This window comes from Xanthomonas sp. WHRI 10204 (genome assembly GCF_040202875.1).
Lineage (GTDB): Bacteria > Pseudomonadota > Gammaproteobacteria > Xanthomonadales > Xanthomonadaceae > Xanthomonas.
Genome location: NZ_JBEGDW010000004.1, coordinates 96,309 through 121,198, shown reverse-complemented (window position 1 = coordinate 121,198; position 24,890 = coordinate 96,309). Strand labels below are relative to the sequence as shown.

The window sequence follows — 24,890 nt, the reverse complement described above, 5'->3', positions numbered from 1 at the left end:
ACGCAGGCGACGATCTTCATCCCAGACGACCTTCATCCCATATGAGCAGGTTGCGCAGGACGGCGACGATGGCGGCGCCCCGCTGGCACGTATCGCGCCCCGCTTGCTGGGCACGTTGGGCCATGCATGCGCGTCCCGCCATCTGTCATGCACAAGCACCAAGCGTTCGAACACAACCCGCCGTCGAATAGATCGATGGTGCATCTGGTGCCGAGTGGACGTACCGGCGAGGGTCTGAAAACCTCTCCCGCGCGCCGCCAAGCGCGGCAATCGCCGCAAGACGTCAGTCTTTGGCTGTGTGCAGCGGCGATCACTGTGTCTGCGCCGAAAGTGCGGTTTACGCGTGATACCGCGGGTTGTTCACGGGTTCCCCGGTCGCCGCGTTACCTGGCGCTGCCGCTATTCCCGATTCAGTATCACGGGTATGTCTTGCGCGATGTCAGGAATGTCCTGATGTCACTGCTTCTGTCCGCTGGGCATACTGAATAAGTCAGACACAGCGCTCATTTGTAGTACAACTGAGTCGCGTTTCTGGCTTCAAGGAAGAAGGACGCGTCGCCGCCACCCTAGAGGCGGCATCCCCCGCGTGACGCCCTTTTAGGCCCGTCGTGACCGGATTCCTTGTTTATTTTTTTGGCGTTTTGCCCGCCGCCGTACACGTACCGCGCCCGGGCGATCAGCTCGCCGAGGTATAGCGATAGGACAGCAGCGATTTCACCAAAAAGGTGATCTGGGTGGCCGAGCGCGCATCCACGCGCATGACCGGAATGCGGAAGCCTTCGGCCACCAGCGCATCGCGGAATGGCGGCAGCAGAAAGTCTTCGACCTCGTCGGTCATGGTGATGCCCACGGCCAGGCTGGCGTCCGGTGCGATCTGCGAAAACTCACGCAGCAACGCCAGGGTCGCCTCCAGCATCTGCGGGTCGCGCGCATTGCTCAGCACGATCACGCCCAGCGCGCCGTCGCAGACCAGCGGCCACATGAAATCCAGATATTTCTGGCCGGGCACGCCGTAGACGTGCAGCAATTCGCCGTCTTCCAGCTCGATGGAGCTGTAGTCCAGCGCGACCGTGGTGTAGGTCTTGTCGCCGTAGGCATCCTGGCTGAGCGGCATTTCGGTGCTGACCGGCTCCACGTCGGAGATGGCGCGCACCGCGGTGGTCTTGCCGGCGCCCATGCCGCCAACGAACACTAGTTTGTTGGCTGGAAGACTCAAGACTGCGCCTGAGAAAGAGAGAGGCCAAACCGACGTGCGACCCAGGAGAAGAACCGGGAGTTACTGCTGTCCGGGCGACGCGGCGTTGAAGGCACGGGAATCTCCGCAGTCTGGGCAAGGCCGCTGGCAAGTGCGGCGGCGAACAGGCATTCCACCGTCTGCAGCGGCAGCTTGCAAGCATTGGCCAGCGCCTGCGGGCGCCAGGGGCGCGCATGCAGGTGGGCAATGGCGAGCAGCTGCGCAGGCGAACTGGTGTCGGCGCTGAGCTCCGGCCACTGCCGTAGCTGCAACGCACGGCTGGCTTCCACCGCCGGCAGCGCGGGGCGCAAGTGCTCGGGCAGGGCGAAATACAGCGCTTCGAAGGAGAGGCGCTGCGTCAGAGCGGCATCGGCATCGCCGGTCACGCGCTGCCAACCGGGGCGATCCAATGCGGCAACGAGCTCCGATAGCGACACGCCGGCTGGCAGGTGCAGGCAGCGACTGGAGGGGTCCACGCGCACCAGCAGGTGCGCAGTGCGCAGCAGCACCGGGCTTGCGCCGAGTTCGCCGCGGCAATGGCGCAACAGCAGCGCCGGTTCGGCCACCTGGGCGGAATGTGGCGAAGACAACAGCAGACGCATCTGCTCGTTGAGTTCGCGCACGGTGGCGCCGTGCTTGAGCCAGGCGCCAGCGACAGGCGTGCGCGAGACGACCAGGACGCGCACAGGCTGGCCTTGCAATGCCTGCCATGCGGCCAGGCCGTCGGCCGTTTCCAGGCCCAGCACCACCACGTCGGCCGCATGCTGCGGCCATTCGCCCAACTGCACGTCGATACGCTCGGCGAGCAGCAGCGAGCACGCCAGTTTCAGGCGCGTGGTGTGCAGCAGATCCAGGCCGGCCGTGGCGACCCGCATGGCGTGAATGGGTGTGGTCATGAGATGGCGCCGTTTTGGCGCAGAAGAACGACAACACCTGCCGGTACGCGCCGGCAGGCAGGGTCGGCGACGCGGGTGCGCCGCCGGACAGGCATCAACTGAAATCCAGGGTCTTTTCGAACGCCTTGAGCTCGTGGCGGGCCATCGCCAGATTGGCCTTGGCGCGGTCCAGCACGACATACAGAAACAGCGTTCCGTTGCTCTCGAGCGGACGCAGCAGGTGGTACTGGCGCGACAGCGTGATCAGGATGTCTTCGATGGTGTCTTGCAGGCCGAGCTGCTCGGCGATACGGCGCTTGGCACGCACTACTTCGGTATTGCCGGCCGCGGCCAGTTCCAGGTTGAGCTCGGTGCCGCCGGTCATGCCCAGGGCCATGCCGCTATCGCTGTCGACCAGCGCGGCGCCGACGAAACCGGCGAGCGAATGCAATTGTTCCAGATTGAGTTTTGACATCGGTGGTCCCCTTCCAAACGGTGAGAAAAATCGGTGCTCTCATGCAAGCACGAACAGTGCCAATGGCATCAGCCGGTCGCTTGCGCCAGGGCTGTGGCCAGGCGCCCGGCGCAGTCGCGCGCATTGAACAGCAGCGCAGCGGCATTGATATCGGAGCCGCCCACGGCGGTCAGCGTCAGCGGCTTGTCGGCGCGGATGCGGATCAGCACCAGTTGCCCGCCACGCGTGCTGATGGTCGCGTAATCGGCCTCGCTCAGGCTCGACTCGCGGGCCAGCGTCTCGCCCAGGGTCAGGAACGAATTGGCCATCGCGGCCAGGCGACGCCCGTCCACATCCAGGCTGGATTGTTCGGTAATGGCGCGGCCATCGGCGGTGGACAGCATCAACAGCCGAATCCCCGGCTCGCGTTCGATGGTCTGTGCGAATTCGCGCCCGATCCGGTGCAGGTCGTACTGATGCGACGCCCGCGCGACTTCGCCCACGGCAGCCTTGACGACCTGGTTGACGGCGTTATGCGGCATGAAACTCCCCTGTTGCTGATGGCCCGAGCGCGTACGTGATGCGTGTCCTGCGCTGGCCGGCGCACCATACCACCGAGGTATTAGTGCGCAGTCACACCAGCCTCAGGCGCTTAACTGGGCGGTCAGACAAGCAGAATCTGCAAAGTCCAGCGGGCCACAAAGTGTCGTGGCACGTCACTGTAGCGGCGCGACAAGGCAGATCTAAACCCGTTCGTTTTGCCCGCAGACAGATGCAAACGGCATGCCGTGCTGCGCTGCCGCGCGTCACTGCGCGGGCGCGCCACTAGACTGCAGGGCTTTATCGATGCTGGAGCAATACATGGCAACGCAGTACGTGCCGGTTTCCCTGATTGGCGTTCCCACCGATATCGGTGCCGGCCACCGCGGCGCACGGATGGGGCCGGAGGCGCTGCGCATCGCCGGGTTGCAGGAGGCCTTGGTCGGCCGTGGCGTGGAGGTGCGCGATCTGGGCAATCTGGACGGCCCGCGCAATCCCTGGCAGCTGCCGCAGGCCGGTTACCGGCATCTGGACGAAGTCGTCGCCTGGAACCAGGCGCTGATGGATGCCAGCTACGCCGAGCTGCAGGCCGGACGCATGCCGATCATGCTGGGCGGCGACCACTGCCTGGGCATCGGTTCAATCACTGCCGTGGCCAGGTATTGCCGTGAACAGGGGCGCCCGCTGCGGGTGCTATGGCTGGATGCGCATTCGGATTTCAACACCAGCGAGGTGACCCCGTCGGGCAACGTGCATGGCATGCCGGTGGCCTGCCTGTGCGGGTTGGGACCGCAGGCGCTGACGCATCTGGGCGGCAGTGCGCCGGCGCTGCTCCCCGAGCAGGTGCGGCAAATCGGCATCCGCTCGGTGGACCCGGAGGAGAAGCGCCTGATCAAGCAGCACCGCATCGACGTCTACGACATGCGTTACATCGACGAAGCCGGGATGAAGCGCACCATGGAAGCCGCGCTGCAGGGCATGAGCGCCGACACCCACCTGCATGTGAGCTTCGATGTGGACTTTCTCGACCCCAGCATCGCGCCGGGCGTGGGCACCACGGTGCCGGGTGGCCCCAACTACCGTGAGGCGCAGCTGGTGATGGAGATGATTGCCGACACCGGGCGTATGGGCTCGCTGGATATCGTCGAGCTCAATCCGGTGCTGGACAACCGCAATGCCACCGCCGAACTGGCGGTGGATCTGGTCGAAAGCCTGTTCGGCAAGTCGACGCTGATGCGAGATTGATCCAGCGCTGAACGAGGCTGGCCCTCGTTCACATCAAATCCACGTCCGCGCAGTCAGATTTGGCGCCAAGCGAGGTGCGTTGGCACCGGGCGCAGACCGAGGAAGAGCAATGAAGCGACTGCTGACACTGATGGTGCTGGGCCTGTTCTCGGCCGGCGTGATGACTGGCTGCAACACAATGGCCGGCGCCGGCAAAGATATGCAGGGCGCGGGCGGCAAGGTCGAAAAGACCGCCGAGAAATGCAGCGACGGTAAGTGCTGATCGGTCACCGCTGGGTGGCGTTTGTTTGATTTGATTGATCTGCGGCAACGCGCCGCTTTACCCACGAAGGAGTCTGTTATGAAGCGTGCAATTGTGCTGCTGGTGCTGTCGATGTTCTCGGTCGCGATGTTGTCGGGTTGCAACACCGTCGCAGGTGCCGGTAAGGACGTGCAGGGCGCTGGCGAGAAAGTGGAAGACGCAGCGCGTAAGTGATCTGACGCCGCATGCAATGAAAAACGGGCCGCAGGGCCCGTTTTTTTTTGCCGAATTGACTGCGCTTCAGCGCACGCCGATCGCGCGGCTGCAGTGCTGCGCGCGCATGCGCAGATCCACGTCAGCGCATTTGGTCGCCCGTTCAGTGCCGTGATTGCCGGGTTGACACCTCTTGATGCGTAACAAACGCAGCGCTCGGCAACCTGACAGCACGGTCAATCGCGGCCGCATCAAGCGGAGTCAACGCAATGAACACTGACATCATTTCCGGCAAGTGGACCCAGCTCAAAGGCAAGATGCAGGCGAAGTGGGGTGATCTGACCGACGACGATTTCAAGGTTGCCGAAGGTAACGCCGAATACCTGCAGGGCAAGCTGCAGGAACGCTATGGCTGGGATCGCGACCGCGCCCAGACCGAAGTTCGCGCGTTCGAAAAGTCCGTGCGCGACGACACCTGATCTGCACACCGCGTCGCCCCCGCGATAGTGGGCGGCGATGCATTCTCTCGGGCCGCCCTGTGCGGCCCGTTCTGCGTCTGGCAGGCGCGCAGCCGGGGCTGAGGCGATGAGCAGCACGCGGAACCGTTAAACTTGCGCGCTGACTCCCTGGCATTACGCAGATGACCACTCGCGTTCTCACCGGCATCACCACTTCCGGCACCCCGCACCTTGGCAATTACGTCGGCGCGATCCGCCCGGCCATCCAGGCCAGCGCCGGCGACGATGCGGAGAGCTTCTACTTCCTGGCCGACCTGCACAGTTTGATCAAGGCGCAGGACCCGGCGCGCACGCAGCGCTCCACGCTGGAAATCGCCGCCAGCTGGCTGGCCTGCGGCCTGGATCCGGACAAGGTCTGGTTCTACCGCCAATCGGATGTGCCCGAGACCACCGAGTTGATGTGGTTGCTCACCTGTGTCGCCGGCAAGGGCATCCTCAATCGCGCGCATGCCTACAAGGCGGCGGTGGACAAGAATCGCGCCGACGGCGAGGACGACGATGCCGGCGTGAGCGCCGGATTGTTCATGTACCCGGTGCTGATGGCGGCGGACATTTTGATCTTCAACGCACACAAGGTGCCGGTGGGGCGCGATCAGATCCAGCACATCGAAATGGCGCGCGATTTTGCGCAGCGCTTCAATCATGTGTATGGACGCGACTTTTTCACCTTGCCCGATGCGGTGATCGACGAGCAGGTGTCCACCTTGCCGGGCCTGGACGGCCGCAAGATGAGCAAGAGCTACGGCAATACGATTCCGTTGTTCGCCCCGCGCGCGGAACTGCGCAAGCTGGTGTTTTCGATCCTGACCGATTCGCGTGCGCCGGGCGAGGCCAAGGACACGCAGGGCTCGGCGTTGTTTCAGCTGTATCAGGCGTTTGCCACGCCGCAGGAAACGGCCGCTTTTGCGCAGGCATTTGCCGATGGCATCGGCTGGGGCGACGCCAAACAGCAGTTGTTCGAGCGGATCGATCAGGAGATCGCACCGCTGCGCACGCGTTACGAGACGCTGATGGCCGATCCGGCAAAGATCGAAGCGATTCTGCGCGCCGGCGGTGCACGCCTGCGTGCGCGCTATGCCACGCCGCTGCTGGCCGAGCTGCGCAGTGCGGTGGGTCTGCGCGATCTATCCGATCAGGCGGGTCCTGTGGCCGCGCAGGCGGGTGAAAAAATCGCCTTGCCGGTGTTCAAGCAGTACCGCGAGAACGATGGCCAGTTCTATTTCAAGCTAACCGATAGTGCCGGTGCACTGCTGCTGCAGAGCGACGGCTTTGCCTCGCCACGCGATGCGGGCCAGCTGATTGCACGGCTGAAACAGGCCGAGCAGGCCAGCGATCTGCAGCTGCCGGGCGTGCATGCACAGGTCCAAGCCGATGCGATCCTTGCGGCGATGCGGGCGCTGCGCGAGGCGTGATCGATGCGGGCGCGCAAGGCGCGGCAACCGCCTTGCGCGCGTGGGGGACTGCATCGCAGCTGCAATGCCGAGATTCAACATGACGCTTGCGTAGTGCTTGAAGCCATCGTGCCCATGCATCGTTGCCTGGAACCACCGGTACACCGCGCACGCACTGCTTGCGCCTACACTGCGGCTGTCTTCTTTTAAAGCGGCTAAAGACACGTAGCGAGCAGTTGTCAGGTGGGTGTGGACGCCGCGTAGTGATCGAAGCGTACGCGTGGTACATGCCGTAACGAACAACGGCCGCACAGTCGTCTTGTCAGGTGCTCTTATCGCCACGGAATAGGAATGACAGCATTGAACGATCCCAGCATCCACACCATCGATACCGGCTTTGGCGGCGTGCAGTTCGACGCGGCGTATCTGATTGTCGAGGGGCAACGCGGGGCGTTTGTCGATTGCGGGACTTCCCTGTCGGTGCCGCATCTGCTGGCGGCAGTGCAAGCCGCCGGGCTGACGCCGGCGCAGATGGAGTGGCTGATCCTGACCCATGTGCATCTGGATCACGCCGGCGGTGCCGGTGCCTTGCTGCAGCATCTGCCCAATGCGCGTGTGCTGGTGCATCCGCGCGGTGCGCCGCACCTGATCGATCCGGCACGGCTGATTGCCGGTGCTACCGCGGTGTATGGCGAGGCGGAAATGGCGCGCAGTTACGGCGAGATTGTGCCGGTGCCGGCCGAGCGCGTAGTGCAAGCGGTCGATGGCCAAGTTGTGCTGCTGGGCGAACGCGCGCTGCGCACGATCGATACGCCGGGACACGCGCGCCATCATCTATGCGTGTGGGATGCGCGCAGTCGCAGCTGGTTCACCGGCGACACCTTCGGGCTGTCGTATCGCCAGCTCGATAGCGCGCAGGGCGCTTTCATCCTGCCGACCTCTTCGCCGGTGCAATTCGAGCCGGAGGCGATGCTGCAGTCGATCGCGCGGCTGATGGAGACCACGCCGCAGGCGATGTATCTGACCCATTACGGGCGGGTCACATTGCCGGAGCCATTGGCGCAGGCGCTGATCGAGCAGATCCATGCGATGACCGCCATCGCACTGAGCTGCGCACAGCATACGGACCGCCATCGCTGCATGGTGGCGGGGTTGACCGAACTGTATCTGGAGCGCGCCCGCCTGCACGGCTGCCGCCTGGACGACGCGGCGGTGGCACAGCTGCTGGCCACCGATATCGAACTCAACGCGCAGGGCCTGGCGTGTTGGCTGGATCGCGCAACGCGGACCAGTTAGCGCGCCTGAAGCGGCTAACAAAATCTCTAGAACGCTGCATCAATTGCGGCGTGGATGCCGTCAACAATTCGATTAGCTCTCACGCTGACCTACGCCTTGAGAAAGTAAGTCGGAGGACTGTGCTCACCGTCAGGCGGGCGCGGCCGGTGCTCGGTGCGACATGTGCCACGCGTACACCCCGGTTCCTCCGCGCCGTCCACACCCACCTGACGACTGCTCGCGACGTGTTGTTAGCCGCCCTTAGCCAGGCATGCAGTCCATGCAATTGAATGCATTCTCGTGTCGTTGCGCTCCGGTGTTGGCCCACGCTTGTAAACTGTGTGTCATCTATCTGTTGCAAGGCCACGCCGTGAACCCGATGCGCATCCTGTTGTTGTCCGCCTGCCTGTTTGTGGGAGGTGTGGCGCAGGCCGCCAACGATTTGCCGGGTGGCGGCATCGATGCGGAGGCGTTGTCGCGGCACGTGCGCTTGCTGGCATCGGATGAATTCGAAGGCCGTGCGCCGGCGAGCGCGGGCGAGCAGCGCACCGTCGATTACTTGGTCGAGCAGTTCAAGGCCGCCGGCGTGCAGCCGGGTGGCGAGCAGGGCGGTTGGACACAGGCTGTGCCGCTGGTGCGCGCGCAGGTGGAGGGCCCGGTCAGCGCCACGCTGCGTGTGGGCGGCAAGACGCAGACCTTGGTCAACGGCACCGATGTGACCTTGCAGAGCCTGCGGCCGATCGACAAGGTGGCGTTGAAGAATGCGCCGCTGGTGTTCGTCGGTTACGGCATCAGCGCGCCGGAGCGGCAGTGGGACGATTACAAAGGCGTGGACCTGCGCGGCAAGATCGCAGTGGTGCTGATCAACGATGCCGACTTCGACACCGCACAGCCGGGCGCGTTCGACGGCAAGGCGGTCACCTACTACGGCCGCTGGACCTACAAGTACGAAGAAGCCGCGCGCCGCGGCGCCGCCGGTGTGTTGATCGTGCACGAGACCGCGCCGGCCGCGTATGGCTGGGCCACGGTGCAGAGCTCGGGCCTGTCGCCGCTGTTCGATATCGAACGCAGCGATGCCGATGCGCGTGCGCAACACGTGCCGGTGCGTGGCTGGATGCAGCGCAGCTTGGCAGCGTCGTTGTTCACGCAGGCCGGGCTGGATTTCGAACAGGCCAAGCAGCGCGCGCAGCAGCGCGACTTCGCACCTATGGCGCTGGGCGATGCCACGTTGTCGGTGGACTTCAAGCTCAAGCGCGAACGCGTGGTCACGCATAACGTGGTGGCCAAGCTCACCGGCACCCAGCATCCGGACGAGACGGTGATTTTCTCCGCGCACTGGGATGCGTTCGGGATCGGCAAGGCCGATGCCAGCGGCGATACGGTGCGACGCGGTGCGGTGGACAACGCCACCGGGGTGGCCAGCGTGCTGGAACTGGCGCGCGTGTTCGCCGCCGGCCCCAAGCCGCATCGTACGCTGTACTTCATTGCATTGACCGCCGAAGAAAAGGGCTTGCTCGGTGCCAACTACTACGCGGCGCATCCGCTGGCGCCGTTGGACAAGACCGTGGCGGTGCTCAACATGGAGATGTTCAGCCCCGACGGCCCGACACGCGATATCGCCTCGTGGGGCCGTGGCCGCGTGTCGCTGGAAGGCGATCTGGAACAGGCCGCCAAAGCGCGCGATCGCACGTATTCGCCGGACCCGAATCTGGAAGCGGGCTTCTTTTACCGCGCCGATCATTTCGCCTTCGCGCGCATGGGCGTGCCGGCGATCACCGCAGGCCCGGGACTGGACATGCTCAAAGGCGGCGTCAAGGCGGGCAAGGCATTGCGCGATACATACTTCGCCGACTGCTATCACCAGCCCTGCGACCGCTGGACTCCGCAATGGGATGCCACCGGACATGCGGCCGATACCACGCTGGTCTACGACGTAGGCGTGGCGCTGGCCAATGGCCGGCAGTGGCCGAGTTGGCAGGATGGCTCGGAATTCAAGGCCATCCGCGCCAAGAGCGATGCCGCGCGCAAGTAAGGCCTGACGGGTCAAACGCCCGCTGCGGTGTGACCGGGCCGGGCGTTGCATGGCTAGCGATGGCCGTGCGCAGCGCATCCAACCGCTAAGAGCAGCTAACAAAACTACTGTGCAGCCGCCAGGCGGGCGCGGCCGGTGCTCGGAATCGGCATGTACCAGCCGTACACTCCGGTTCCTCCGCGCCGTCCACACCCACCTGACGACTGCTCGCTACGGTTTGTTAGCCGCTCTAAAGCGCGGAGCGTCGGCTGCAGTTTTATTTTTTAGATTTGCCGCAGGGATAGCGCTTGCGCAGCGCTTCGATGATCAGGCCGGGAGCGGCTTCGTCCAGACGCGCATCGGGCAGCGCGGTGATATCGGCGATGATCGGCAGCAGATCCGGCGGGCCGGCCTTGCCCGCCGGCATGCACCATTGCGTGCGATAGCTGGTGCTGGCCACGCCGAGCACGTAGGCGCCGGCGCGGCTGGCCGAGACCATGACCTTGAGTTCGGGCTGGTTGGGTGCGTTGATCTCTGGCGCCAGCGAGCCATCCAGCCCCGCCTCGATCAATTTGCGTCCGCTGAGTTCCCACGGCTCGAGTGTGCGTGCCGCTGCGGTGGTGGAGAGAACGGTCAGGGCGGCCATGGCCAGCCAGGGAAGGCGACGTAGCATCTGCGCTCCGCAATGAGGGGTGAGTTGCACCATAGCGCGCAAGGCGGCGAAGGGCATGCATGTAACGCCTTGGAGCGCCCCGCGCCGCGACTGCGCGACCAGCAGACACGCGCAGCTGGTGCTCCGCATCGGCATGTGTCAGATAGGCGCCAGTTCCTGTGCGCCGTCCATACCCGCATGCAGCCGTCCTTAGGTTGCGGCCAGGCAGACGCAGCCGTGGCGCATCAGCAACATGCCACGCGTGCAGTGGTGTTGGTGTACGCCGTTCACGCGCCTGATGCGTGCCTGCCAGGTGCCGTCAGCCGTTTTTGGGCTTGGGCAGGTGCTCTAGAATGACCGCTTCCGCTGCACTTGGCCCTGGTCCGATGTCTTCCTCTCACGACGCTGCCGCGCCTGCGCGCAGCGGGTTGGTCGCTCTCGCGTTGCTGCTGGTCTATGTGGTCTGGGGCTCGACCTATCTGGCGATCCGGTTTGCGCTGGAAGGCGGCGCGCAGCCGCTGACGATGGTGTCCGGCGCGCGCTTCATCATTGCCGGCAGCGTGCTCTACAGCGTGCTGCGTTGGCGCGGCGTGGCGGCACCGACGCGTGCGCAATGGAAGAACGTGGCCTTGATGGGCGCGGCCTTGTTGCTGCTCGGCAACGGCATGGTGGTGCTGGCAGAGCGCAGCGTGTCTTCGGGCTTGGCGGCCACGTCGGTGGCGTCGGTGCCGCTGTGGATGGCGTTGTTCGGCGCGTTGCGCGGGCAGCATGCCAGCCGTGGCGAATGGCTGGGCATCGTGATCGGATTTCTGGGCGTGGTGTGGCTCAACGCCGGCAGCAGTCTCACCGCAACGCCGGGGGGATTGGTGTTGTTGCTGATCGCGCCGATCGGCTGGGCATTCGGCTCGGTGTGGTCGCGTGGACGCGATCTGCCATCGCCCTTCATGACCGCCGCCGGGCAGATGCTGTGCGGCGGTGTGCTACTGGTGAGCACCGGCCTGCTGATCGGCGAGCGCCCGCAGGCCTGGCCGACGTCGCAGGGACTATTGGCGGTGGCGTACCTGTGCGTGTTCGGCTCGATCGTGGCGTTCACTGCGTACGTGTGGCTGCTGCATCACGTCCGCCCGGCGCTGGCCGGCAGCTATGCCTACGTCAATCCGGTGATTGCGGTGGCGCTGGGGGCGTGGCTGGGGCATGAGCAATTCACCGCGCACGATATCGGCGCGATGGCGGTGATTCTGGGTGGCGTGCTGGTGGTCACCCTGGCCAGGGCACGGCGATGAGTACGCCCGTGCCGGTGCCGGCGGAGGACGCGCGGCGCGGTCTGTTGATTACCGCCTCTGCCTTCGTGATCTGGGGTCTGGTGCCGCTGTATTGGCATCTGCTCAAGGCGGTGCCATCGCTGCAGATCATTGCGCACCGTATCGTGTGGAGCACGGTGCTGGTGGTGGCGTGGCTGGTGGCGACCTCGGGCCTGCGTTGGTGGCGCACGATTGCCGCGCAGCCGCGCGCGTTGTGGATGCTGGCTGGCAGCAGCGTGGCGATCGCGTTCAACTGGGGCCTGTATATCTGGGCGATCAACGCCGGGCATGTGATCGAAGCCAGCCTGGGCTACTTCATCAATCCATTGCTGAGCGTGTTGCTGGGCGTGCTGGTGCTGAAAGAGCGCCTGCGCGGCATCCAGTGGCTGGCCGTGGTGTGCGCCGCAATCGGTGTGCTGTGGTTGACCATCGATGCCGGTGCGCCGCCGTGGATTGCGCTGGGGCTGGCGGTGTCGTTCGGTATGTATGGGCTGCTACGCAAGCTGGTGGCGGTGGATGCGGTCGCCGGCCTGGGCGTGGAAAGCGTGTATCTGTTCGTGCCGGCGCTGCTGCTGGCGGGTTGGGGCGAGCAGGGCCACGGCGGCGCGTTCCTGAGCGGCTGGGATCTGCGCACCGATCTACTGCTGATCTTCGGTGGCGTGGTCACGGCGGTGCCGCTGATCGGGTTTGCGTATGGCGTGCGGCGTATCCCGCTGTCGCTGGTGGGCATCCTGCAATACATCGGGCCGAGCCTGCAGCTGTTGCTGGGCGTGTGGTTCTTCCATGAGCCGTTCGATCAGGGGCGTGCGATTGGATTCGCTGCGATCTGGGCCGGTTTGCTGCTGTTTGTCGGCGACAGCGTGCTGCGCGCGCGGCAGCCGGTGGCGGTGCGCTGAGCGCGTGCCGGCTGCGTCCTGTGCGAAGGACGCAGCGATTGCTCGATCAGCTACTCGGCACCGGCACCGGCAACGCGACCGCCAGCGTGGAGGCCGGCAGTGCCTGCGGAGCGGGGCAGTGGCCGGGGCTCTGTTGAACCTGCGCCAGCCAGTGGTCGATCGGTGCGCCCAGCAGGTCCAGCCGCAGCGGCAGGCTCAGATGATTTTCGCCGCGCAACTCGACGTAATGCGCGCGCGTGCTGGCCAGCGCCAGTGCGCGGCCATGCGCCACCGGAATGTGCTGATCGGCATCGCCATGCAGCAACAACACACAGCTGCGCGTGTCGGCTAGCGCCTGCGCCACATCGACGTGGTCCAGATCCAGCTTGAGCTGGCTGTCGGCGGCGGCGATCACCGCATCGAGATTCTGGTCGGCATAGCGCCAGCGTGCGTACGCCGCCACCGCGTGCCCGCGCCAGCCACTGGGCTGGCTGGTCAGCAAGTGCGGCACCATGTCGCGGATGCCGCGCCCGGCGTTGGCGAAGGATTCCATCGCCACCACGCCGGCCACGCGTGGGCCGAGTTTGTCGGCGGTGAACAGCGCGGTGGCCGCACCATAGGAAATGCCGAACAGATACAGCGGCCCGTGGATTTCGCCGCGCGGCTGCAGTGCGTTGATGACATCGATCACGTCGTCGGACTCGCGCGTGCCGTAGCCCGACGGCCCACCGCCGGAATGGCCGTGGTTGCGCAGATCGATGGTGATCACCCGATAGCCGGCCTGTGCCAATTCCAGCGACCACGGCAGCAGCGAATCGCCATCCATCATCCAGCCGTGCAGCAACACCACGGTGCCGCGTGGCGTCGGTGGCGGCACGCGGGGCACGCTGAAGCTGAAGTCCACATCCAGCGCATGTGCCGGGTCGTTGCGCTGACCCAGGTAGCGGTAGTGCATGGCGTATTGGCCCGGATCGATCGCACGCCAGAAGATCGGCACCGCATCGCGCGTGACCACATGGCCGCTGCGGTTGGGTACCGTGGCGATGGTGGCGGCGATGCGTTCTTCGTCCAGCAACGGCGACACGCCACCGGGCGCGACCAGGCGCTCGCTGAGCGAGGTGGAGGACGAAGAACAGCCGGCCAGCCACAGGCAGGCGCAGGCCAGCAGAAACAGGCGCGTCATAGCGGCACATCGTTGGATCAAACGGCCGAGCAGGCTACGGCCTGCCCGGCTCGCGCATCTACCGCACTGCGGTGACAAAACGATGACAGCCTGCAATACATTCAGTTACTGCAGGCAGCGCTGCGGCGACGGAGGCGGCGACTTCAAATCCCGACGCCCAACCCCAGGCGGTTCAACAACCTCCTGAAACCGGAGAAGCCACGATGCCGCCGCCACCGGCATCGCGCCTTCGCCGTGACCAATCCCCACTCCCAAATCTCAAATCCCGGCACTCCAAAGGACTGCCTACACCTCGCGCAATGCGGTGGTGATCGGCAAGCGCGCCGCGCGCAATGCCGGGAACAGCCCGCCGACCAGGCCAATGCCCAGCGCCCACTTCAACCCGCTCCACAGCAGCTCCGGCGACACCTTGAACTGGAACACCACCTGGCTGAAGTTGTTGCCCAGTGTGGAGACGGTGTAGCCGTTGAACACCGCCCAGGCGATCAACCCGCCGAGCAGCCCGCCCAGCAGCGCCAGCAGCATGGTTTCCAGCATCAGCGCCATGATCACCGGCGTGCCGCGAAACCCGATCGCCCGCATCGTGGCGATCTCACGCGCACGCGTGGCCACCGCCGCATACATGGTGTTGAGCGCACCGAACACCGCGCCCACCGCCATGATCGCGCCGATCACCGTGCCCAGGATGCTGATCAGGCGGTTCAATCCGCCGCCTTGCTTGCCGTAATACGCACGCGTGGTTTCCACATCCAGCTTAAGCCGCGGGTCGGCCGCCATGGCCGTCTTGAACTGATCGAAGCCGGCCTTGCCAGCGGTGCGCACGGTGATCGACTGGTACGCGCGGCGGTTGTAGGTGGTGGCCAGCGTCTGCGCATCGGTCCACATCTCCGAATCGTGCGCATCGCCGGAGGCGAACACGCCCACCACCGTCCATTGCTGGCTGCCCAGGGTGAGCGTCTTGCCCAGCTCCAGGCCGCGGAACTGATTCAACGCACCTTTGCCGACCACCATTTCGCGCAGGCCGGTGGTGAAGCGGCGGCCCTGCACGATCTTGACCTTGTCATGTACGCCCCAGGCCAGCTCGCCCACGCCACGCAATTGCGCATTGACGTCGGTGCCATCGGAGCGCGAAGCGATATTGACCACTTGCGACAATTCCGGCGACACCATCGGGCGCCCGTTGGCATCGGTGGCGATCCCCGGCAGGCTGCCGATCAGCGGCACCAGGTCGCGGGTGATCACCGAGTTGGTCTCCGCCTGCGAGCCGCCACGCAAGACAATGGCGGTGGTGTCGTCGCCGGTGCTGTTGAGCGTGGCCTGGAAGCCCTGGCCCATCGCCAGCATCGCCACCAGCACGCCGACCACGCCGGCAATGCCGACCACGATCACCGAGGTGGAGCCCCAGCGTTGCGGCAAGCTTGCGATGCCGATGCGTGCGGCGGCCAGCGACAGGCGGCCACTGCGCGTGACCACCAACCACACCGCCAGCAGCACCGCGATCGGCAGCAACCACATCCACGGCAGCGCGATCCACAGCCCCAGGCCGACTGCCAGCAGCACGACGGACAACAAGGTGACGCCACGATCTTTCCATTTGCGTTGCATGTGCATGCTCCTGTCAGCGGCCGGCGAGGGCATCGACGATCTTCAAGCGCTGCGCGCGTAACGCCGGCAGCACACCCACCACGATGCCGATGCCGGCCATCAGGCCGAACGCCACCAGCCAGGTCTGCAGCGGCACGGTCTGGGTCGGCATCAGCCCGCCGCTGCGCGCGGATACCGCCGGGATGACCAACGCTGCCAGGCCCATGCCGATCAACCCGCCCAGGCCGATCAACAACACCGATTCGATCATCACCAGGCTCAGCACCGTGCGGTCCTGAAAGCCCAGCGTCTTGAGCGTGGCCAACTCCGGAATGCGCTCGCGTACCGCCTGCGCCATGGTGTTGCCGGTGAGCAGCAACAGGGTGAAAAACACCGCGGCCATGATCGAGGTGACGATCAGCCCGATATCGGCGAATTGCTTGACGAAGGCCTGCTGAAACGCCGATTCGGTTTGCGACTTGGTTTCGTGATCGGAGTTGGCCGACAGCGCATCGATGGCCTGCGCCACGCGCGAGGCCTGGTCGGGGTTGCTCAGGGTCACCGTCAACCAGCTCACCTGATTCTTGATGTAGTCGTTGGATTCGTCGAAGTATTTCCAGTTCATCATCAACTGGCGTTCCTGATTGGCCGCCACGGTGCGATCCTTCATCCGATAGATGCCGACCAGTTGCAACGGCCAATCGTTACTGCCGCCCCGCGGAAAGATAGTGGCTTGCAGCGGGATGGTGTCGCCGATCTTCCAGCCGAATTGCTTGGCCAGGGTTTCGCCGACCACCGCGCCGGTGCGCGTGGTCTGGAAGGCCTTGAGTTGGTCTTTGGGAAGCGCGTATTCGCTGTAGACGTCGAAAAAGTTCGGCGCCACCGAAAAGTTGGGAAAGAAATTCTTCGGGTCGCGATAGATGCCGCCGAACCACATGGCCGAGGTCACATCGCGCACGCCCGGCACGCTGCGCACCTGCGCTTCCAGGCGGATCGGCAGCGATTGGGTGATCGACAAGCGCGAGGCCACCACCAGACGATTCACCCCGCTGACGCTGCCGCCGGAGGAAAACGCCACACGCACCGAATCCAGCATGCCGAACAATAAGAACGCAGCCACCACCGACAACAGCGTCAGCAAGGTCCGTGTCTTGCTGCGAAACAATTGCGCCCACACCAGCGAGAAATACTTCATGGCAGCGCTCCTTTAGAGCGCGAGCGGCGCGTCGGCCAGCTCGCCCTTGTCCAGATGGATGGTGTGCGTGGCGTACTCGGCGGCCTTGGGGTCGTGGGTGACCATCACGATGGTCTTGCCGTGTTCGCGATTGAGTTCCTGCAGCAGGCGCAGGATTTCTTCGGCGTTGTGGCGGTCCAGATCGCCGGTGGGTTCGTCGCAGATCAGAAACGTGGGGTCGGACACGATGGCGCGCGCAATCGCCACGCGCTGCTGCTGGCCGCCAGACAATTCACTGGGCTTGTGGCTGCGTCGCTCCTGCAGGCCCACCAGGGTCAAGGCGATCTCCGCATTGCGTTTGCGCTGCGCGGCATTGAGCGAGGTCAGCAGCAGCGGTAATTCCACATTCTTCTGCGCGGTGAGCATCGGCATCAGGTTGTAGAACTGAAACACGAAGCCGACGTGGTGACTGCGCCAGGTAGCGAGCTGCCCACCGCTCATGCGATCGATGCGCTCGCCCTCGATTTCGATCTCGCCACCGCTGGGGCTGTCCAGCCCGCCGATCAGATTGAGCAAGGTGGTCTTACCCGAGCCGGACGGGCCCATCAACGCGACGAAATCGCCTGCGGCAATTTCCAGATCGATGCCGTGCAGCACCTGCACCTGCTCCGGGCCGCGTTGATAGGTCTTGGTGATGTTGCGCAAGCTGACGAGAGCGGTCATGGCGACTCCTGGCGATGCAATGGGATAAGGAAGCGATGCGGCACAACAACTGCGATTGTGTGAGCGGCGATGCGATGCACGACGACGGTGAAGCGATCAAGCGATCAAGCAACAGCGTGGTGCTGTGCGGTATGCGCGAGGCGAGCCAGCCGGATCGCCGTGTGCCGCACTCGCGCGACTCCCCATGTTTGATGCCGTTTGAGGCCCCCTCAAACAGCACATAACACCTGCTGTAAGCGGATGGGCTGGATCGCCTTCCGCTCTCTAACGACGATGTTTCATTGCAACAAGCCCATCCCGATGCAGCGTGATGCTGGCAACATCGATGCCGCGCGCCGCAAGCGATAACGCGGACCCGCGTTGTGCGTGCCAGGCCAGCCGTTACTGCGCAGCGTCGGCATCTGCTTCGGCCACGGTGTCGCCATCCTTCAAGGTCGCTGGCGGGTTCACCACTACGCTGTCGCCGGCACTCAACCCCGAGACCACCTGGCGATCCTCGCCCATCGTCATGCCGGTGGTGACGGCGCGCTCGCTGACCGCATTGCGCTCGCCGACCACGAAGGCCACGGTGCGCGTGTCGCGTTCCACCAACGCCGCTGCCGGCACGCGCACGCCTTGCGGCTTGGCCGCTTCCTGCGGCTTGGCCTGTTCCAGAAAACTCACCCGTACGCCCATTTCCGGCACGATGCGCGGGTCCTTGACCTTGAGCGCCACCCGCACCTTCACCGTCGCCTTGCCGCGGTCGGCGGTGGGGATGATGGCGATCACTTCGCCGGGAATCTTCCATTCCGGGTAGGCGTTGAGTACCGCTTCCACCGGCATCTGCGGCTGCACCCGGCCGATGTAGGACTCGCCGACTTCCACTTCGATTTCCAGCGATTCCATATCGACGATGGTGCCGATGCCGGTACGGGTGAAGCCACCACCGGCAGACAGTGGCGAGACGATTTCGCCCGGCTGCGCCGCCTTGGCAGTGACCACACCGGCAAACGGTGCGCGCACCACGTTGAAGTCCGAGCGGATGCCGGCAATGGCCAGTTGATCGGAGGCCACCTTCACGTTGCGCTGTGCGTTCTGCAACTGCGCGCGCAATGCGTCGCGTTGCGCGGTGGCTTGTTCGTACTGCGAGCGCGATACCAGTTGTGCACCCACCAGCGATTGCAGGCGCGTGGCATCGGTGTTTGCTACGGCCAGTTGCGCCTGTATGTTATCGACCTGGCTGCGCGCGGCCGACACCTGCGATGCAGACAGTGTGCGCTGCGCATCGGCATCCAACGGGTCCAGCGTGGCCATCACCTGGCCCTGTTCGACGCGCATGCCTTCTTCGATCATCACTTCGCGCACCTTGCCGGTGACCTGCGCCGACACCGTGGCCATGCGCCGCGCCACCACATAGCCCGAGGCGTCCAGCACCGAGGCGCTGCTACTGCCGGCACTGATCGCCACCACCGGCGCGGTCTGCACCTTGATCACCGGTGTGCGGGTGAACCACCACGCGGCCGCAGCCAGCACGATGACAATGACGATGGCGGCGATGATCCAGCCGGTGCGGCGCACGGGCGGCGGCGTGGCAGGACGCTGGCGGTCGATGCGGAGTTGCTTGAGCAGATCGGCGGATGTGTTCATCGATAACCAGGACAGAAGGCTGCGCAGAATGTGACTGCCTGCAGGGCGCGCCGCAAGCTGCCGGAAGTCACCAACTGCAGCGAGGCGACCAACGGTCAGCCGGTGCGGCGCAACTGCAAGGTGCTGCGCAGCATGCGACCAAGGCCGCCGTATCGACCAGTGACAGGTGTCACCTGCACGCCATGACAGGCGCGACTATGCGCATCGGCGGCAAGCGACCACGCTTGCGCCACTGCCTGATTGCCGAAATCCCCATGCGCTGTCTCCGCCAGTCCGACGTCGACGTCCCTGCTGCCGCACCATCACATCGCACACCATCCACCAGCGGCGGCGACCCCCATGCATGAGACCGTTCGTCCGCCGCGACCTGCCACGTGGCGCGTCCAGGCGAACCCGGCAGTGGCAGAATCCGCTCACTCCTACGGATCCATCCCGATGCACCTGAGTCTCCCGGCCTGGCTTCGTCCGGCCGCAAATTCGCAAGTGGCCGCGCGCCTGGCGCAGGGCCAATCGCCGTGGATGGATGCCGTGCACCTGCTGTGGTCGGCCTGGGTGTTTGTGGTGCCGGTGTTTTCTTCGCGCGGGTACGACAGCACCTGGTGGCTGTGCACGTTGCTGTCCTATCCGATCTTCCTGCTGCTGTACGCACGCATGTTGCTGGCACCGCGCGGCACCCTGTACCGCTATGCCTGGGCGATGGGCGTGCTCAGTGCCGCGCTGCTGCCGATATACGCCTCGGGTATCAGCTACTTCGTATTTGCCTGCCTGAGTCTGCGCCCGTCCACGCGGTACGCGTTGTGGCGGCACTTCGCCATGCTGTTGCTGATGAACGCGCTGTACCTGGGCTGGGCGCGTTGGCTCGGGCTGGGCTGGCAGTCGCTGGTGTGGTTGCCGGTGTCGGTGCTGGGCATGGCGGCGGTCGGCGCGGTGTACAGCATCAACGAACGCAAGGACGCGCTGCTGCGGTTATCGCAAGACGAAGTCCGCCGCCTGGCCGCCACCGCCGAACGCGAACGCATCGGCCGCGATCTGCACGACTTGCTGGGCCATACCCTGTCGCTGGTGGCGCTCAAATCCGATCTGGCCGCACGCCTGATCGAGCGCGACCCGCAGGCCGCACGGAGCGAGATCGATGCGGTGGCGCAGATCTCGCGCGACGCACTGGCGCAGGTGCGGCGCGCGGTCACCGGCATCCGCGCCGCCGGGCTGGTGGCCGAGCTGGCATCGGCCAAGGTGTTGCTGGACATGGACGGCATCGCGCTGGAGCACACGTTGGAGGCGCTGCCGCTGCCGCCCGAACACGAAACCGCGTTGGCGCTGGTGGTGCGCGAGGCGGCCACCAACGTGCAACGTCACGCGCAGGCACGGCGGGTGCGGGTGAGCCTGCGTGCACACGGGCAACAGGCGCTGCTGGAAATCACCGACGACGGCCGCGGCGGGGTGATCGTGCCGGGTAACGGCCTGGACGGCATGCGCGCACGCTTGCAGAGCCTGGGCGGTACGTTGGAGGTAGAGGCGTTGCCACGCGGCATGCGCTTGCGCGCCAGCATGCCGTTGCCGCAGCCCGTGCTGGAGCCGGCGAGTCCGCCATTGCCGGTGCCGCTGATGCCGCAATCGCGCTGAGCGCACCCCTGGTTGCCACAGCGCTGCCGTGGCACGCAGTGCGTCAGCACTGCTATGGTGCCCAGCCGTTGCACAGATGCGAGCGCGAGCGATGATCCGGGTGTTGTTGGCGGAAGACCAGGCACTGCTGCGCGGCGCCTTGGTGGCCCTGCTGGGACTGGAAGACGACATCGAGGTGGTCGGCAGCGCCGGCGATGGCGAGGGCGCCTGGCGCGAGCTGCAGCGGCTGCAGCCGGATGTGCTGGTCACCGATATCGAGATGCCCGGGTTGAGCGGCCTGGAACTGGCGCAACGCATCCAGCGCCAGGCGCTGCCGGTGCGGGTGATGATCGTCACCACGTTTGCGCGCCCGGGCTTTTTGCGGCGCGCGCTGGATGCCGGCGTGGCGGGGTATCTGCTCAAGGATGCGCCGGCCGAACAATTGGTCAACGCGCTGCGTCAGGTGCATCGCGGCGGCCGGGTGATCGACCCGCAACTGGCGATGGATGCCTGGGTGGAAGCCGATCCGTTGAGCGAGCGCGAACGCACTGTGCTGCGGCTGGCCGGCGAAGGCCGCTCGGCCAGCGAGATCGCGCAACAGTTGCAGCTCTCGCACGGCACCGTGCGCAATTACCTGTCCGAATGCATCGGCAAGTTGGGCGTGGCCAATCGCATCGAAGCGTATCGACTGGCGCGGCAGAAAGGCTGGTTGTAAGAGCAGCTAACAAAACTACTGTGCAGCCGCCAGGCGGGCGCGGCCGGTGCTCGGAATCGGCATGTACCACCCGTACACTCCGGTTCCTCCGCGCCGTCCACACCCACCTGACGACTGCTCGCTACGTTTTGTTAGCCGCTCTAAGTGCCTGCAGGCGGTGCGGTGTGTGATCGCTACTGACGCGTTTCAGCTTGCGCCAATCGAACGCCGCTGATCACAAAGCGGGCGCGGCCAGGGCGTTCAATCGTCAGAGCTCATGCGAACGGTTGGTGGTTTTACTGCAGCCATGCATGGCCTGCGCACACGTGCGGCATCTTGTAAGCAAGCGCACTGCGACATTGCACGTCGTGCGTGCTTTGCAATCGCTTCGATACGCAACTGCGTGCATCGGCCATGCACTGCGAAGAGATCAGCAGCTATTCCAACTGCGTGCGAAGGCATGCCGTTGCCGCGCAGGTACACTGCGCAGCGATCGTCATCATCGCGAGTAACTGCATGAAATCTGTGTGGCTGTTGGGCTTGCTGCTGATCTGCGCATTCAACGCGTCGGCCGAGCAATTCAAGATTCTGGTGGCGGCCATTCCCAACCAGTATCACCACGATTACATCCCGGTGGCCAAGCCGCAGTTCGAAGCGATGGCACGCAAGCAGTATGTCGAGCTGGTGTGGGCGTGGAATGCCAAGGCCTTCGATGGCGATCTCTCGCAATACGCCGCCATCGTGCTGCTCAATACCCCGGCCACCGATCTGGATCCGGCCCAGCGCGCCAACTTCCAAAAATACGTGCGCAATGGTGGTGGCGTGGTCGCGGTGCACAAGGCGTTTGCGATCAAGCGCGGCGAGTGGGAGTGGTACGACCATCTGATCGGCCGCTCGTTCCGCACCCACCCGTACATGCAAACCGCGATGGTCGATGTGGTGGACGCCAACTTCCCCGCCACCGCCGGCCTGCCCAAGCGCTGGGTGTGGAGCGATGAGTGGTACGAATACGACCCGCCCTACAGCGACGATCTGGTCACGCTACTCACGGTGGATGAAACCAGCTACGACCCCACGCTGATCTGGCCGGGCCAGGTCGCCAAGGGCATGGGCAAACAGCACCCGGTGGCGTGGTATCACCACTTCGAAGGCGGCCGCGTCTTCGCCACCGCCTTGGGCCATCTGGCCGAGGCCTACAACGACCCACGCTATCTGGAGCATCTATACGGCGGCATCTATTGGGCCGCGACCGGCAAGGGCATCCAAGCCTCAGAGCCAGCGGCCAAAACAAAACGCCAGCGTTAAGCACTCACTCCTCTTCCTGCGGGAGAGGAGTGAGAGTAGGGGCAAAATCACTGCAAATGGCGGGGACCAGAAGCTTCGTCCGTACCTTCATGCGCCCCTGCGGGGCAGCCTCTCTCGGCGGGAGAAGGGAGATCAAGCCCCTCTCCCGGCGGGGGAGGGATTGGGGTGAGGGTACGTCCGCGCAGTCAAATCACTCCGTGCAAGACGTCTGCCAACACCCAACCAAACCCATCAACGCGCAGAGCGCTCCCCGCGCGCCATGCTGGAAAACACGCCATCGCGGCGTACCCATGCATGGAACAGCGCTGCGCTCAGATGACCAACGACGGTGGCGAACAACAGATACGCCAACCAGCCATGCGCACTGCGTAGCCACGCGTACAGCGCTGGGTCGTGCGGGACGATCGCCGGCAAGTTCGCGCCGGGCCACAGCACGATCGGATACCCGCCGGCCGAGAGCATCGCCCAGCCGATCAGCGGCATGCCCAGCATCAACGCATACAACAGCCAATGCGAGGCGATCGCGGCGGCCTTCTGCCAGGTAGGCAAATCCGCGGGCAAGGCCGGGGGCCGATGGCGCAGGCGGTTGATCAAGCGCAGCACCGCCAGGATCAGGATCGCGATGCCCAGCGGGCGATGCAGGTCGATCAACCACGGCCGCTGCGTCACCGAGGCCACCATGCCCACGCCGACAAACAACATGGTCAGGATCATCGCGGCCATCAGCCAATGCAGCACGCGCGCGGGCAGGTTGAAGTGTGTGTGGCGGCTCATTGGTGGGCTCCCTGGCCGGTAGCGTCACTGCCCTTGCCGTTGGCGATCTCATGCTCGCGGCGGTTGAACGACTGCGAATACACCGACGAGCGTGCGGCCAGGATCGGGTCGTTGGAGGCGGCAAGGCCCTTGGGCAGAATCAACGGGTCGTAATTCAGGTCGCGGCAGGGGCCGGTGGCTTGCGGTTGCGCATGCTCCAGCGACAGCGTGCCGGCCACGATCTGTTTGCGACTGGCCGGCCAGGGCTGCGAGGGGTCATCCACCGGATCGCCCGGCTCGGCCACGGTCAGCACCAGATCCCAGCGCAGTGAGCCCTGCGCCAGGCGCGCGTCCAGGTCGGTGGCCAAAAAATCGCCATCGGCCTGTTTGCGCTGTTCGGCGCTCAATTCCTTGAACGGCGTATGCGGGCGCATCGACCAACGGATGTAGCGCTCGCGACCATCGCTGGCGATCGCGCGGAATGCGTTGACCCCGTTGTATTGGGTATTGGCCCAGCTGTCCGACCACGGCGCGGTCTTGGCCCACTGCTGAAACTTGGCGGCCTCCGGATACTGCTTGCCGAAGGCAGCCAGTTTTTCCGGGTCCGGTTTGCCGGTGGCCGGGTCCGGCTTGGAGGCCACATTCAAGGCCTGGAAGCCGGCAGGCGTGGCCACCACGAAGAACGGAAAGCTGTTCATGGCGGTGCGCCATTCCTGCCCGTCGTCGCTGCGCAACAACAGCGCCATGCTGCGCACGCGCGCCGCGCCATCGGCACCGTGCGGGTCGCCACCGCCGATCGACATGCGCCCCAGCACCGGCGTGCTGGCCTGGCTGAAGATGCGTGCCGACGACACCCAGGTCGCCTTGCCGCTGGACTGGAATTGTCCGCTCACGCACACGCCCTTGCTATGCGCGCGGCGAAAGCCAGGATGCGGCGGCCCGCTGGATTCGATGGTGTCGGTCATGCGCGCAGCGGTGAGCCGGTCGCCACCGATCCAGCCGGCGGTCCAGGCAAACGCGATGGCGATGCCACCGGCAATCGCGGCAATGCCCAGCAACGGCAGCACGGGGCTGCGCGTGCGCTGGGGCGAGGGAGGTGGCAACGTCATGGCTGGCTCCGATGTGATGCGATGGACGGCGTGTCGACGGTCGTATGGCCAAGCCTCATCGCTGCGGCCGAGCACGTCTGCACAACATCATCCGCAATGGGCTGCCTCCGGCGCGTGATATCTCGTTGCCGCACCGGCTGGCGGCAACCTTCTAATCGCCCATGCGCAGCGGCGGTGCTGGCACTGCATGGCGGTGTCGCTGCCAGCCAGCCGAACAACGGTTCTGCACCGCGCTTGGTGCTGGAGCGGTCCATGGCCGGCGCCGCGCAGTCGGGCGTGCAGCAACCGCAGGTAGCGCGCTACATCACTTGC

General features: G+C 65.1%; 24 protein-coding genes and 4 other RNA genes. 15 read left to right on the top strand and 13 right to left on the bottom strand.

The genetic code is table 11. The features are described from left to right. Positions 1-676 precede the first annotated feature (676 nt). The 4 genes from ABQZ00_RS20745 to ABQZ00_RS20730 all read right to left on the bottom strand — a co-directional run bounded on the left by ABQZ00_RS20745 (position 677) and on the right by ABQZ00_RS20730 (position 3,105). Entirely contained in the window at positions 677-1,216 is a 540-nt protein-coding gene (locus ABQZ00_RS20745) for a GTP-binding protein (RefSeq protein WP_055847218.1), read from the bottom strand. After that, the gene (locus ABQZ00_RS20740; protein WP_323538932.1) at positions 1,213-2,130 is read right to left on the bottom strand and encodes a hypothetical protein; all 918 of its coding nucleotides are present in this window, start codon (positions 2,128-2,130) and stop codon (positions 1,213-1,215) included. The genes ABQZ00_RS20745 and ABQZ00_RS20740 overlap by 4 nt, the downstream gene beginning before the upstream one ends. Before the next feature lie 94 nt (positions 2,131-2,224). Beyond that, positions 2,225-2,584 (bottom strand): roadblock/LC7 domain-containing protein, encoded by a 360-nt coding sequence (locus ABQZ00_RS20735; RefSeq protein ID WP_055847222.1) that lies wholly within the window; start codon positions 2,582-2,584, stop codon positions 2,225-2,227. Positions 2,585-2,652: 68 nt separating this feature from the next. After that, positions 2,653-3,105: a roadblock/LC7 domain-containing protein gene (locus ABQZ00_RS20730; protein WP_323526216.1), complete on the bottom strand. Its 453-nt coding sequence runs from the start codon at positions 3,103-3,105 to the stop codon at positions 2,653-2,655. 319 nt (positions 3,106-3,424) lie between these two features. On the opposite strand from ABQZ00_RS20730, the gene rocF reads away from it, so the two are divergent. The 5 genes from rocF (at position 3,425) to ABQZ00_RS20705 (ending at position 6,732) form a co-directional block, all read left to right on the top strand. After that, positions 3,425-4,348 carry an arginase gene (gene rocF / locus ABQZ00_RS20725; protein WP_055850197.1) on the top strand — a complete coding sequence of 308 codons (924 nt, stop codon included), beginning with the start codon at positions 3,425-3,427 and terminating at the stop codon, positions 4,346-4,348. A 109-nt stretch (positions 4,349-4,457) separates the two neighbouring features. Then, complete coding sequence (locus ABQZ00_RS20720) at positions 4,458-4,610, top strand: entericidin A/B family lipoprotein (RefSeq protein ID WP_055847227.1); 153 nt, start codon at positions 4,458-4,460, stop codon at positions 4,608-4,610. A 78-nt stretch (positions 4,611-4,688) separates the two neighbouring features. Then, positions 4,689-4,823, top strand: a complete 135-nt coding sequence (locus tag ABQZ00_RS20715; RefSeq protein ID WP_005989324.1) for an entericidin A/B family lipoprotein — start codon at positions 4,689-4,691, stop codon at positions 4,821-4,823. 248 nt (positions 4,824-5,071) lie between these two features. Beyond that, on the top strand, positions 5,072-5,281 hold the full coding sequence (locus ABQZ00_RS20710; protein ID WP_115514165.1) for a CsbD family protein: 210 nt from the start codon (positions 5,072-5,074) through the stop codon (positions 5,279-5,281). A 161-nt stretch (positions 5,282-5,442) separates the two neighbouring features. Next, a complete protein-coding gene (locus ABQZ00_RS20705; RefSeq protein WP_323538931.1) occupies positions 5,443-6,732 on the top strand; it encodes a tryptophan--tRNA ligase in 1,290 nt (429 codons plus the stop codon). Between the two features lie 192 nt (positions 6,733-6,924). On the opposite strand, the gene ABQZ00_RS20700 is transcribed toward ABQZ00_RS20705, so the two are convergent. Beyond that, positions 6,925-7,000: non-coding RNA, sX9 sRNA (locus tag ABQZ00_RS20700), on the bottom strand. Between the two features lie 62 nt (positions 7,001-7,062). Between ABQZ00_RS20700 and ABQZ00_RS20695 the strand changes: the two genes are divergently transcribed. From ABQZ00_RS20695 to ABQZ00_RS20680, 4 genes are all read left to right on the top strand, one after another. Continuing rightward, positions 7,063-8,007 carry an MBL fold metallo-hydrolase gene (locus ABQZ00_RS20695; protein ID WP_323538930.1) on the top strand — a complete coding sequence of 315 codons (945 nt, stop codon included), beginning with the start codon at positions 7,063-7,065 and terminating at the stop codon, positions 8,005-8,007. Between the two features lie 160 nt (positions 8,008-8,167). Continuing rightward, positions 8,168-8,243, top strand: a non-coding RNA gene (locus ABQZ00_RS20690) — sX9 sRNA. A 122-nt stretch (positions 8,244-8,365) separates the two neighbouring features. Then, positions 8,366-10,018, top strand: a complete 1,653-nt coding sequence (locus tag ABQZ00_RS20685) for a M28 family metallopeptidase (protein ID WP_503064311.1) — start codon at positions 8,366-8,368, stop codon at positions 10,016-10,018. A 150-nt stretch (positions 10,019-10,168) separates the two neighbouring features. Further along, a non-coding RNA gene (locus ABQZ00_RS20680) (sX9 sRNA) lies at positions 10,169-10,244 on the top strand. 30 nt (positions 10,245-10,274) lie between these two features. Here the strand turns inward: ABQZ00_RS20680 and ABQZ00_RS20675 are convergent. After that, entirely contained in the window at positions 10,275-10,703 is a 429-nt protein-coding gene (locus ABQZ00_RS20675; RefSeq protein ID WP_323539061.1) for a Rap1a/Tai family immunity protein, read from the bottom strand. 332 nt (positions 10,704-11,035) lie between these two features. On the opposite strand from ABQZ00_RS20675, the gene yedA reads away from it, so the two are divergent. Next, positions 11,036-11,932 (top strand): drug/metabolite exporter YedA, encoded by an 897-nt coding sequence (gene yedA / locus ABQZ00_RS20670; RefSeq protein ID WP_115514160.1) that lies wholly within the window; start codon positions 11,036-11,038, stop codon positions 11,930-11,932. Then, entirely contained in the window at positions 11,929-12,846 is a 918-nt protein-coding gene (gene rarD, locus ABQZ00_RS20665; RefSeq protein ID WP_311239099.1) for an EamA family transporter RarD, read from the top strand. The genes yedA and rarD overlap by 4 nt, the downstream gene beginning before the upstream one ends. Positions 12,847-12,892: 46 nt before the next feature. Here the strand turns inward: rarD and ABQZ00_RS20660 are convergent, their stop codons facing one another. The 5 genes from ABQZ00_RS20660 to ABQZ00_RS20640 all read right to left on the bottom strand — a co-directional run bounded on the left by ABQZ00_RS20660 (position 12,893) and on the right by ABQZ00_RS20640 (position 19,115). Continuing rightward, positions 12,893-14,008: an alpha/beta fold hydrolase gene (locus tag ABQZ00_RS20660; RefSeq protein ID WP_115559849.1), complete on the bottom strand. Its 1,116-nt coding sequence runs from the start codon at positions 14,006-14,008 to the stop codon at positions 12,893-12,895. Between the two features lie 285 nt (positions 14,009-14,293). Then, on the bottom strand, positions 14,294-15,619 hold the full coding sequence (locus ABQZ00_RS20655) for an ABC transporter permease (RefSeq protein WP_323538929.1): 1,326 nt from the start codon (positions 15,617-15,619) through the stop codon (positions 14,294-14,296). A gap of 7 nt (positions 15,620-15,626) precedes the next feature. Continuing rightward, the gene (locus tag ABQZ00_RS20650; RefSeq protein ID WP_323538928.1) at positions 15,627-16,787 is read right to left on the bottom strand and encodes an ABC transporter permease; all 1,161 of its coding nucleotides are present in this window, start codon (positions 16,785-16,787) and stop codon (positions 15,627-15,629) included. A gap of 12 nt (positions 16,788-16,799) precedes the next feature. Continuing rightward, complete coding sequence (locus tag ABQZ00_RS20645; RefSeq protein WP_055847251.1) at positions 16,800-17,489, bottom strand: ABC transporter ATP-binding protein; 690 nt, start codon at positions 17,487-17,489, stop codon at positions 16,800-16,802. Positions 17,490-17,870: 381 nt separating this feature from the next. Further along, positions 17,871-19,115 (bottom strand): efflux RND transporter periplasmic adaptor subunit, encoded by a 1,245-nt coding sequence (locus tag ABQZ00_RS20640; RefSeq protein ID WP_323538927.1) that lies wholly within the window; start codon positions 19,113-19,115, stop codon positions 17,871-17,873. Positions 19,116-19,550: 435 nt separating this feature from the next. Here ABQZ00_RS20640 and ABQZ00_RS20635 point away from each other — a divergent pair, with 435 nt between their 5' ends. The 4 genes from ABQZ00_RS20635 (at position 19,551) to ABQZ00_RS20620 (ending at position 22,716) form a co-directional block, all read left to right on the top strand. After that, the gene (locus tag ABQZ00_RS20635) at positions 19,551-20,738 is read left to right on the top strand and encodes a sensor histidine kinase (protein ID WP_323538926.1); all 1,188 of its coding nucleotides are present in this window, start codon (positions 19,551-19,553) and stop codon (positions 20,736-20,738) included. A gap of 91 nt (positions 20,739-20,829) precedes the next feature. Beyond that, positions 20,830-21,432 (top strand): response regulator transcription factor, encoded by a 603-nt coding sequence (locus ABQZ00_RS20630; protein WP_323538925.1) that lies wholly within the window; start codon positions 20,830-20,832, stop codon positions 21,430-21,432. A 61-nt stretch (positions 21,433-21,493) separates the two neighbouring features. After that, positions 21,494-21,569: non-coding RNA, sX9 sRNA (locus ABQZ00_RS20625), on the top strand. 358 nt (positions 21,570-21,927) lie between these two features. Beyond that, positions 21,928-22,716: a ThuA domain-containing protein gene (locus tag ABQZ00_RS20620; RefSeq protein ID WP_104614822.1), complete on the top strand. Its 789-nt coding sequence runs from the start codon at positions 21,928-21,930 to the stop codon at positions 22,714-22,716. Positions 22,717-22,947: 231 nt separating this feature from the next. Here ABQZ00_RS20620 and ABQZ00_RS20615 read toward each other — a convergent pair whose 3' ends face one another. Then, positions 22,948-23,490: a cytochrome b gene (locus ABQZ00_RS20615; RefSeq protein WP_115554825.1), complete on the bottom strand. Its 543-nt coding sequence runs from the start codon at positions 23,488-23,490 to the stop codon at positions 22,948-22,950. Further along, on the bottom strand, positions 23,487-24,578 hold the full coding sequence (locus ABQZ00_RS20610; protein WP_323538924.1) for a catalase family peroxidase: 1,092 nt from the start codon (positions 24,576-24,578) through the stop codon (positions 23,487-23,489). The genes ABQZ00_RS20615 and ABQZ00_RS20610 overlap by 4 nt, the downstream gene beginning before the upstream one ends. Between the last annotated feature and the right edge of the window lie 312 nt (positions 24,579-24,890).

What these genes read in the sequence shown, in the direction of transcription:
- ABQZ00_RS20740 (WP_323538932.1), bottom strand. Translation starts at nt 2,130, where the DNA reads ATGACCACACCCATTCACGCCATGCGGGTCGCCACGGCCGGCCTGGAT.
- ABQZ00_RS20735 (WP_055847222.1), bottom strand. Translation starts at nt 2,584, where the DNA reads ATGTCAAAACTCAATCTGGAACAATTGCATTCGCTCGCCGGTTTCGTC.
- ABQZ00_RS20730 (WP_323526216.1), bottom strand. Translation starts at nt 3,105, where the DNA reads ATGCCGCATAACGCCGTCAACCAGGTCGTCAAGGCTGCCGTGGGCGAA.
- rocF (WP_055850197.1), top strand. Translation starts at nt 3,425, where the DNA reads ATGGCAACGCAGTACGTGCCGGTTTCCCTGATTGGCGTTCCCACCGAT.
- ABQZ00_RS20720 (WP_055847227.1), top strand. Translation starts at nt 4,458, where the DNA reads ATGAAGCGACTGCTGACACTGATGGTGCTGGGCCTGTTCTCGGCCGGC.
- ABQZ00_RS20715 (WP_005989324.1), top strand. Translation starts at nt 4,689, where the DNA reads ATGAAGCGTGCAATTGTGCTGCTGGTGCTGTCGATGTTCTCGGTCGCG.
- ABQZ00_RS20710 (WP_115514165.1), top strand. Translation starts at nt 5,072, where the DNA reads ATGAACACTGACATCATTTCCGGCAAGTGGACCCAGCTCAAAGGCAAG.
- ABQZ00_RS20705 (WP_323538931.1), top strand. Translation starts at nt 5,443, where the DNA reads ATGACCACTCGCGTTCTCACCGGCATCACCACTTCCGGCACCCCGCAC.
- ABQZ00_RS20695 (WP_323538930.1), top strand. Translation starts at nt 7,063, where the DNA reads ATGACAGCATTGAACGATCCCAGCATCCACACCATCGATACCGGCTTT.
- ABQZ00_RS20685 (WP_503064311.1), top strand. Translation starts at nt 8,366, where the DNA reads ATGCGCATCCTGTTGTTGTCCGCCTGCCTGTTTGTGGGAGGTGTGGCG.
- ABQZ00_RS20675 (WP_323539061.1), bottom strand. Translation starts at nt 10,703, where the DNA reads ATGGTGCAACTCACCCCTCATTGCGGAGCGCAGATGCTACGTCGCCTT.
- yedA (WP_115514160.1), top strand. Translation starts at nt 11,036, where the DNA reads ATGTCTTCCTCTCACGACGCTGCCGCGCCTGCGCGCAGCGGGTTGGTC.
- rarD (WP_311239099.1), top strand. Translation starts at nt 11,929, where the DNA reads ATGAGTACGCCCGTGCCGGTGCCGGCGGAGGACGCGCGGCGCGGTCTG.
- ABQZ00_RS20660 (WP_115559849.1), bottom strand. Translation starts at nt 14,008, where the DNA reads ATGACGCGCCTGTTTCTGCTGGCCTGCGCCTGCCTGTGGCTGGCCGGC.
- ABQZ00_RS20655 (WP_323538929.1), bottom strand. Translation starts at nt 15,619, where the DNA reads ATGCACATGCAACGCAAATGGAAAGATCGTGGCGTCACCTTGTTGTCC.
- ABQZ00_RS20650 (WP_323538928.1), bottom strand. Translation starts at nt 16,787, where the DNA reads ATGAAGTATTTCTCGCTGGTGTGGGCGCAATTGTTTCGCAGCAAGACA.
- ABQZ00_RS20645 (WP_055847251.1), bottom strand. Translation starts at nt 17,489, where the DNA reads ATGACCGCTCTCGTCAGCTTGCGCAACATCACCAAGACCTATCAACGC.
- ABQZ00_RS20640 (WP_323538927.1), bottom strand. Translation starts at nt 19,115, where the DNA reads ATGAACACATCCGCCGATCTGCTCAAGCAACTCCGCATCGACCGCCAG.
- ABQZ00_RS20635 (WP_323538926.1), top strand. Translation starts at nt 19,551, where the DNA reads ATGCACCTGAGTCTCCCGGCCTGGCTTCGTCCGGCCGCAAATTCGCAA.
- ABQZ00_RS20630 (WP_323538925.1), top strand. Translation starts at nt 20,830, where the DNA reads ATGATCCGGGTGTTGTTGGCGGAAGACCAGGCACTGCTGCGCGGCGCC.
- ABQZ00_RS20620 (WP_104614822.1), top strand. Translation starts at nt 21,928, where the DNA reads ATGAAATCTGTGTGGCTGTTGGGCTTGCTGCTGATCTGCGCATTCAAC.
- ABQZ00_RS20615 (WP_115554825.1), bottom strand. Translation starts at nt 23,490, where the DNA reads ATGAGCCGCCACACACACTTCAACCTGCCCGCGCGCGTGCTGCATTGG.
- ABQZ00_RS20610 (WP_323538924.1), bottom strand. Translation starts at nt 24,578, where the DNA reads ATGACGTTGCCACCTCCCTCGCCCCAGCGCACGCGCAGCCCCGTGCTG.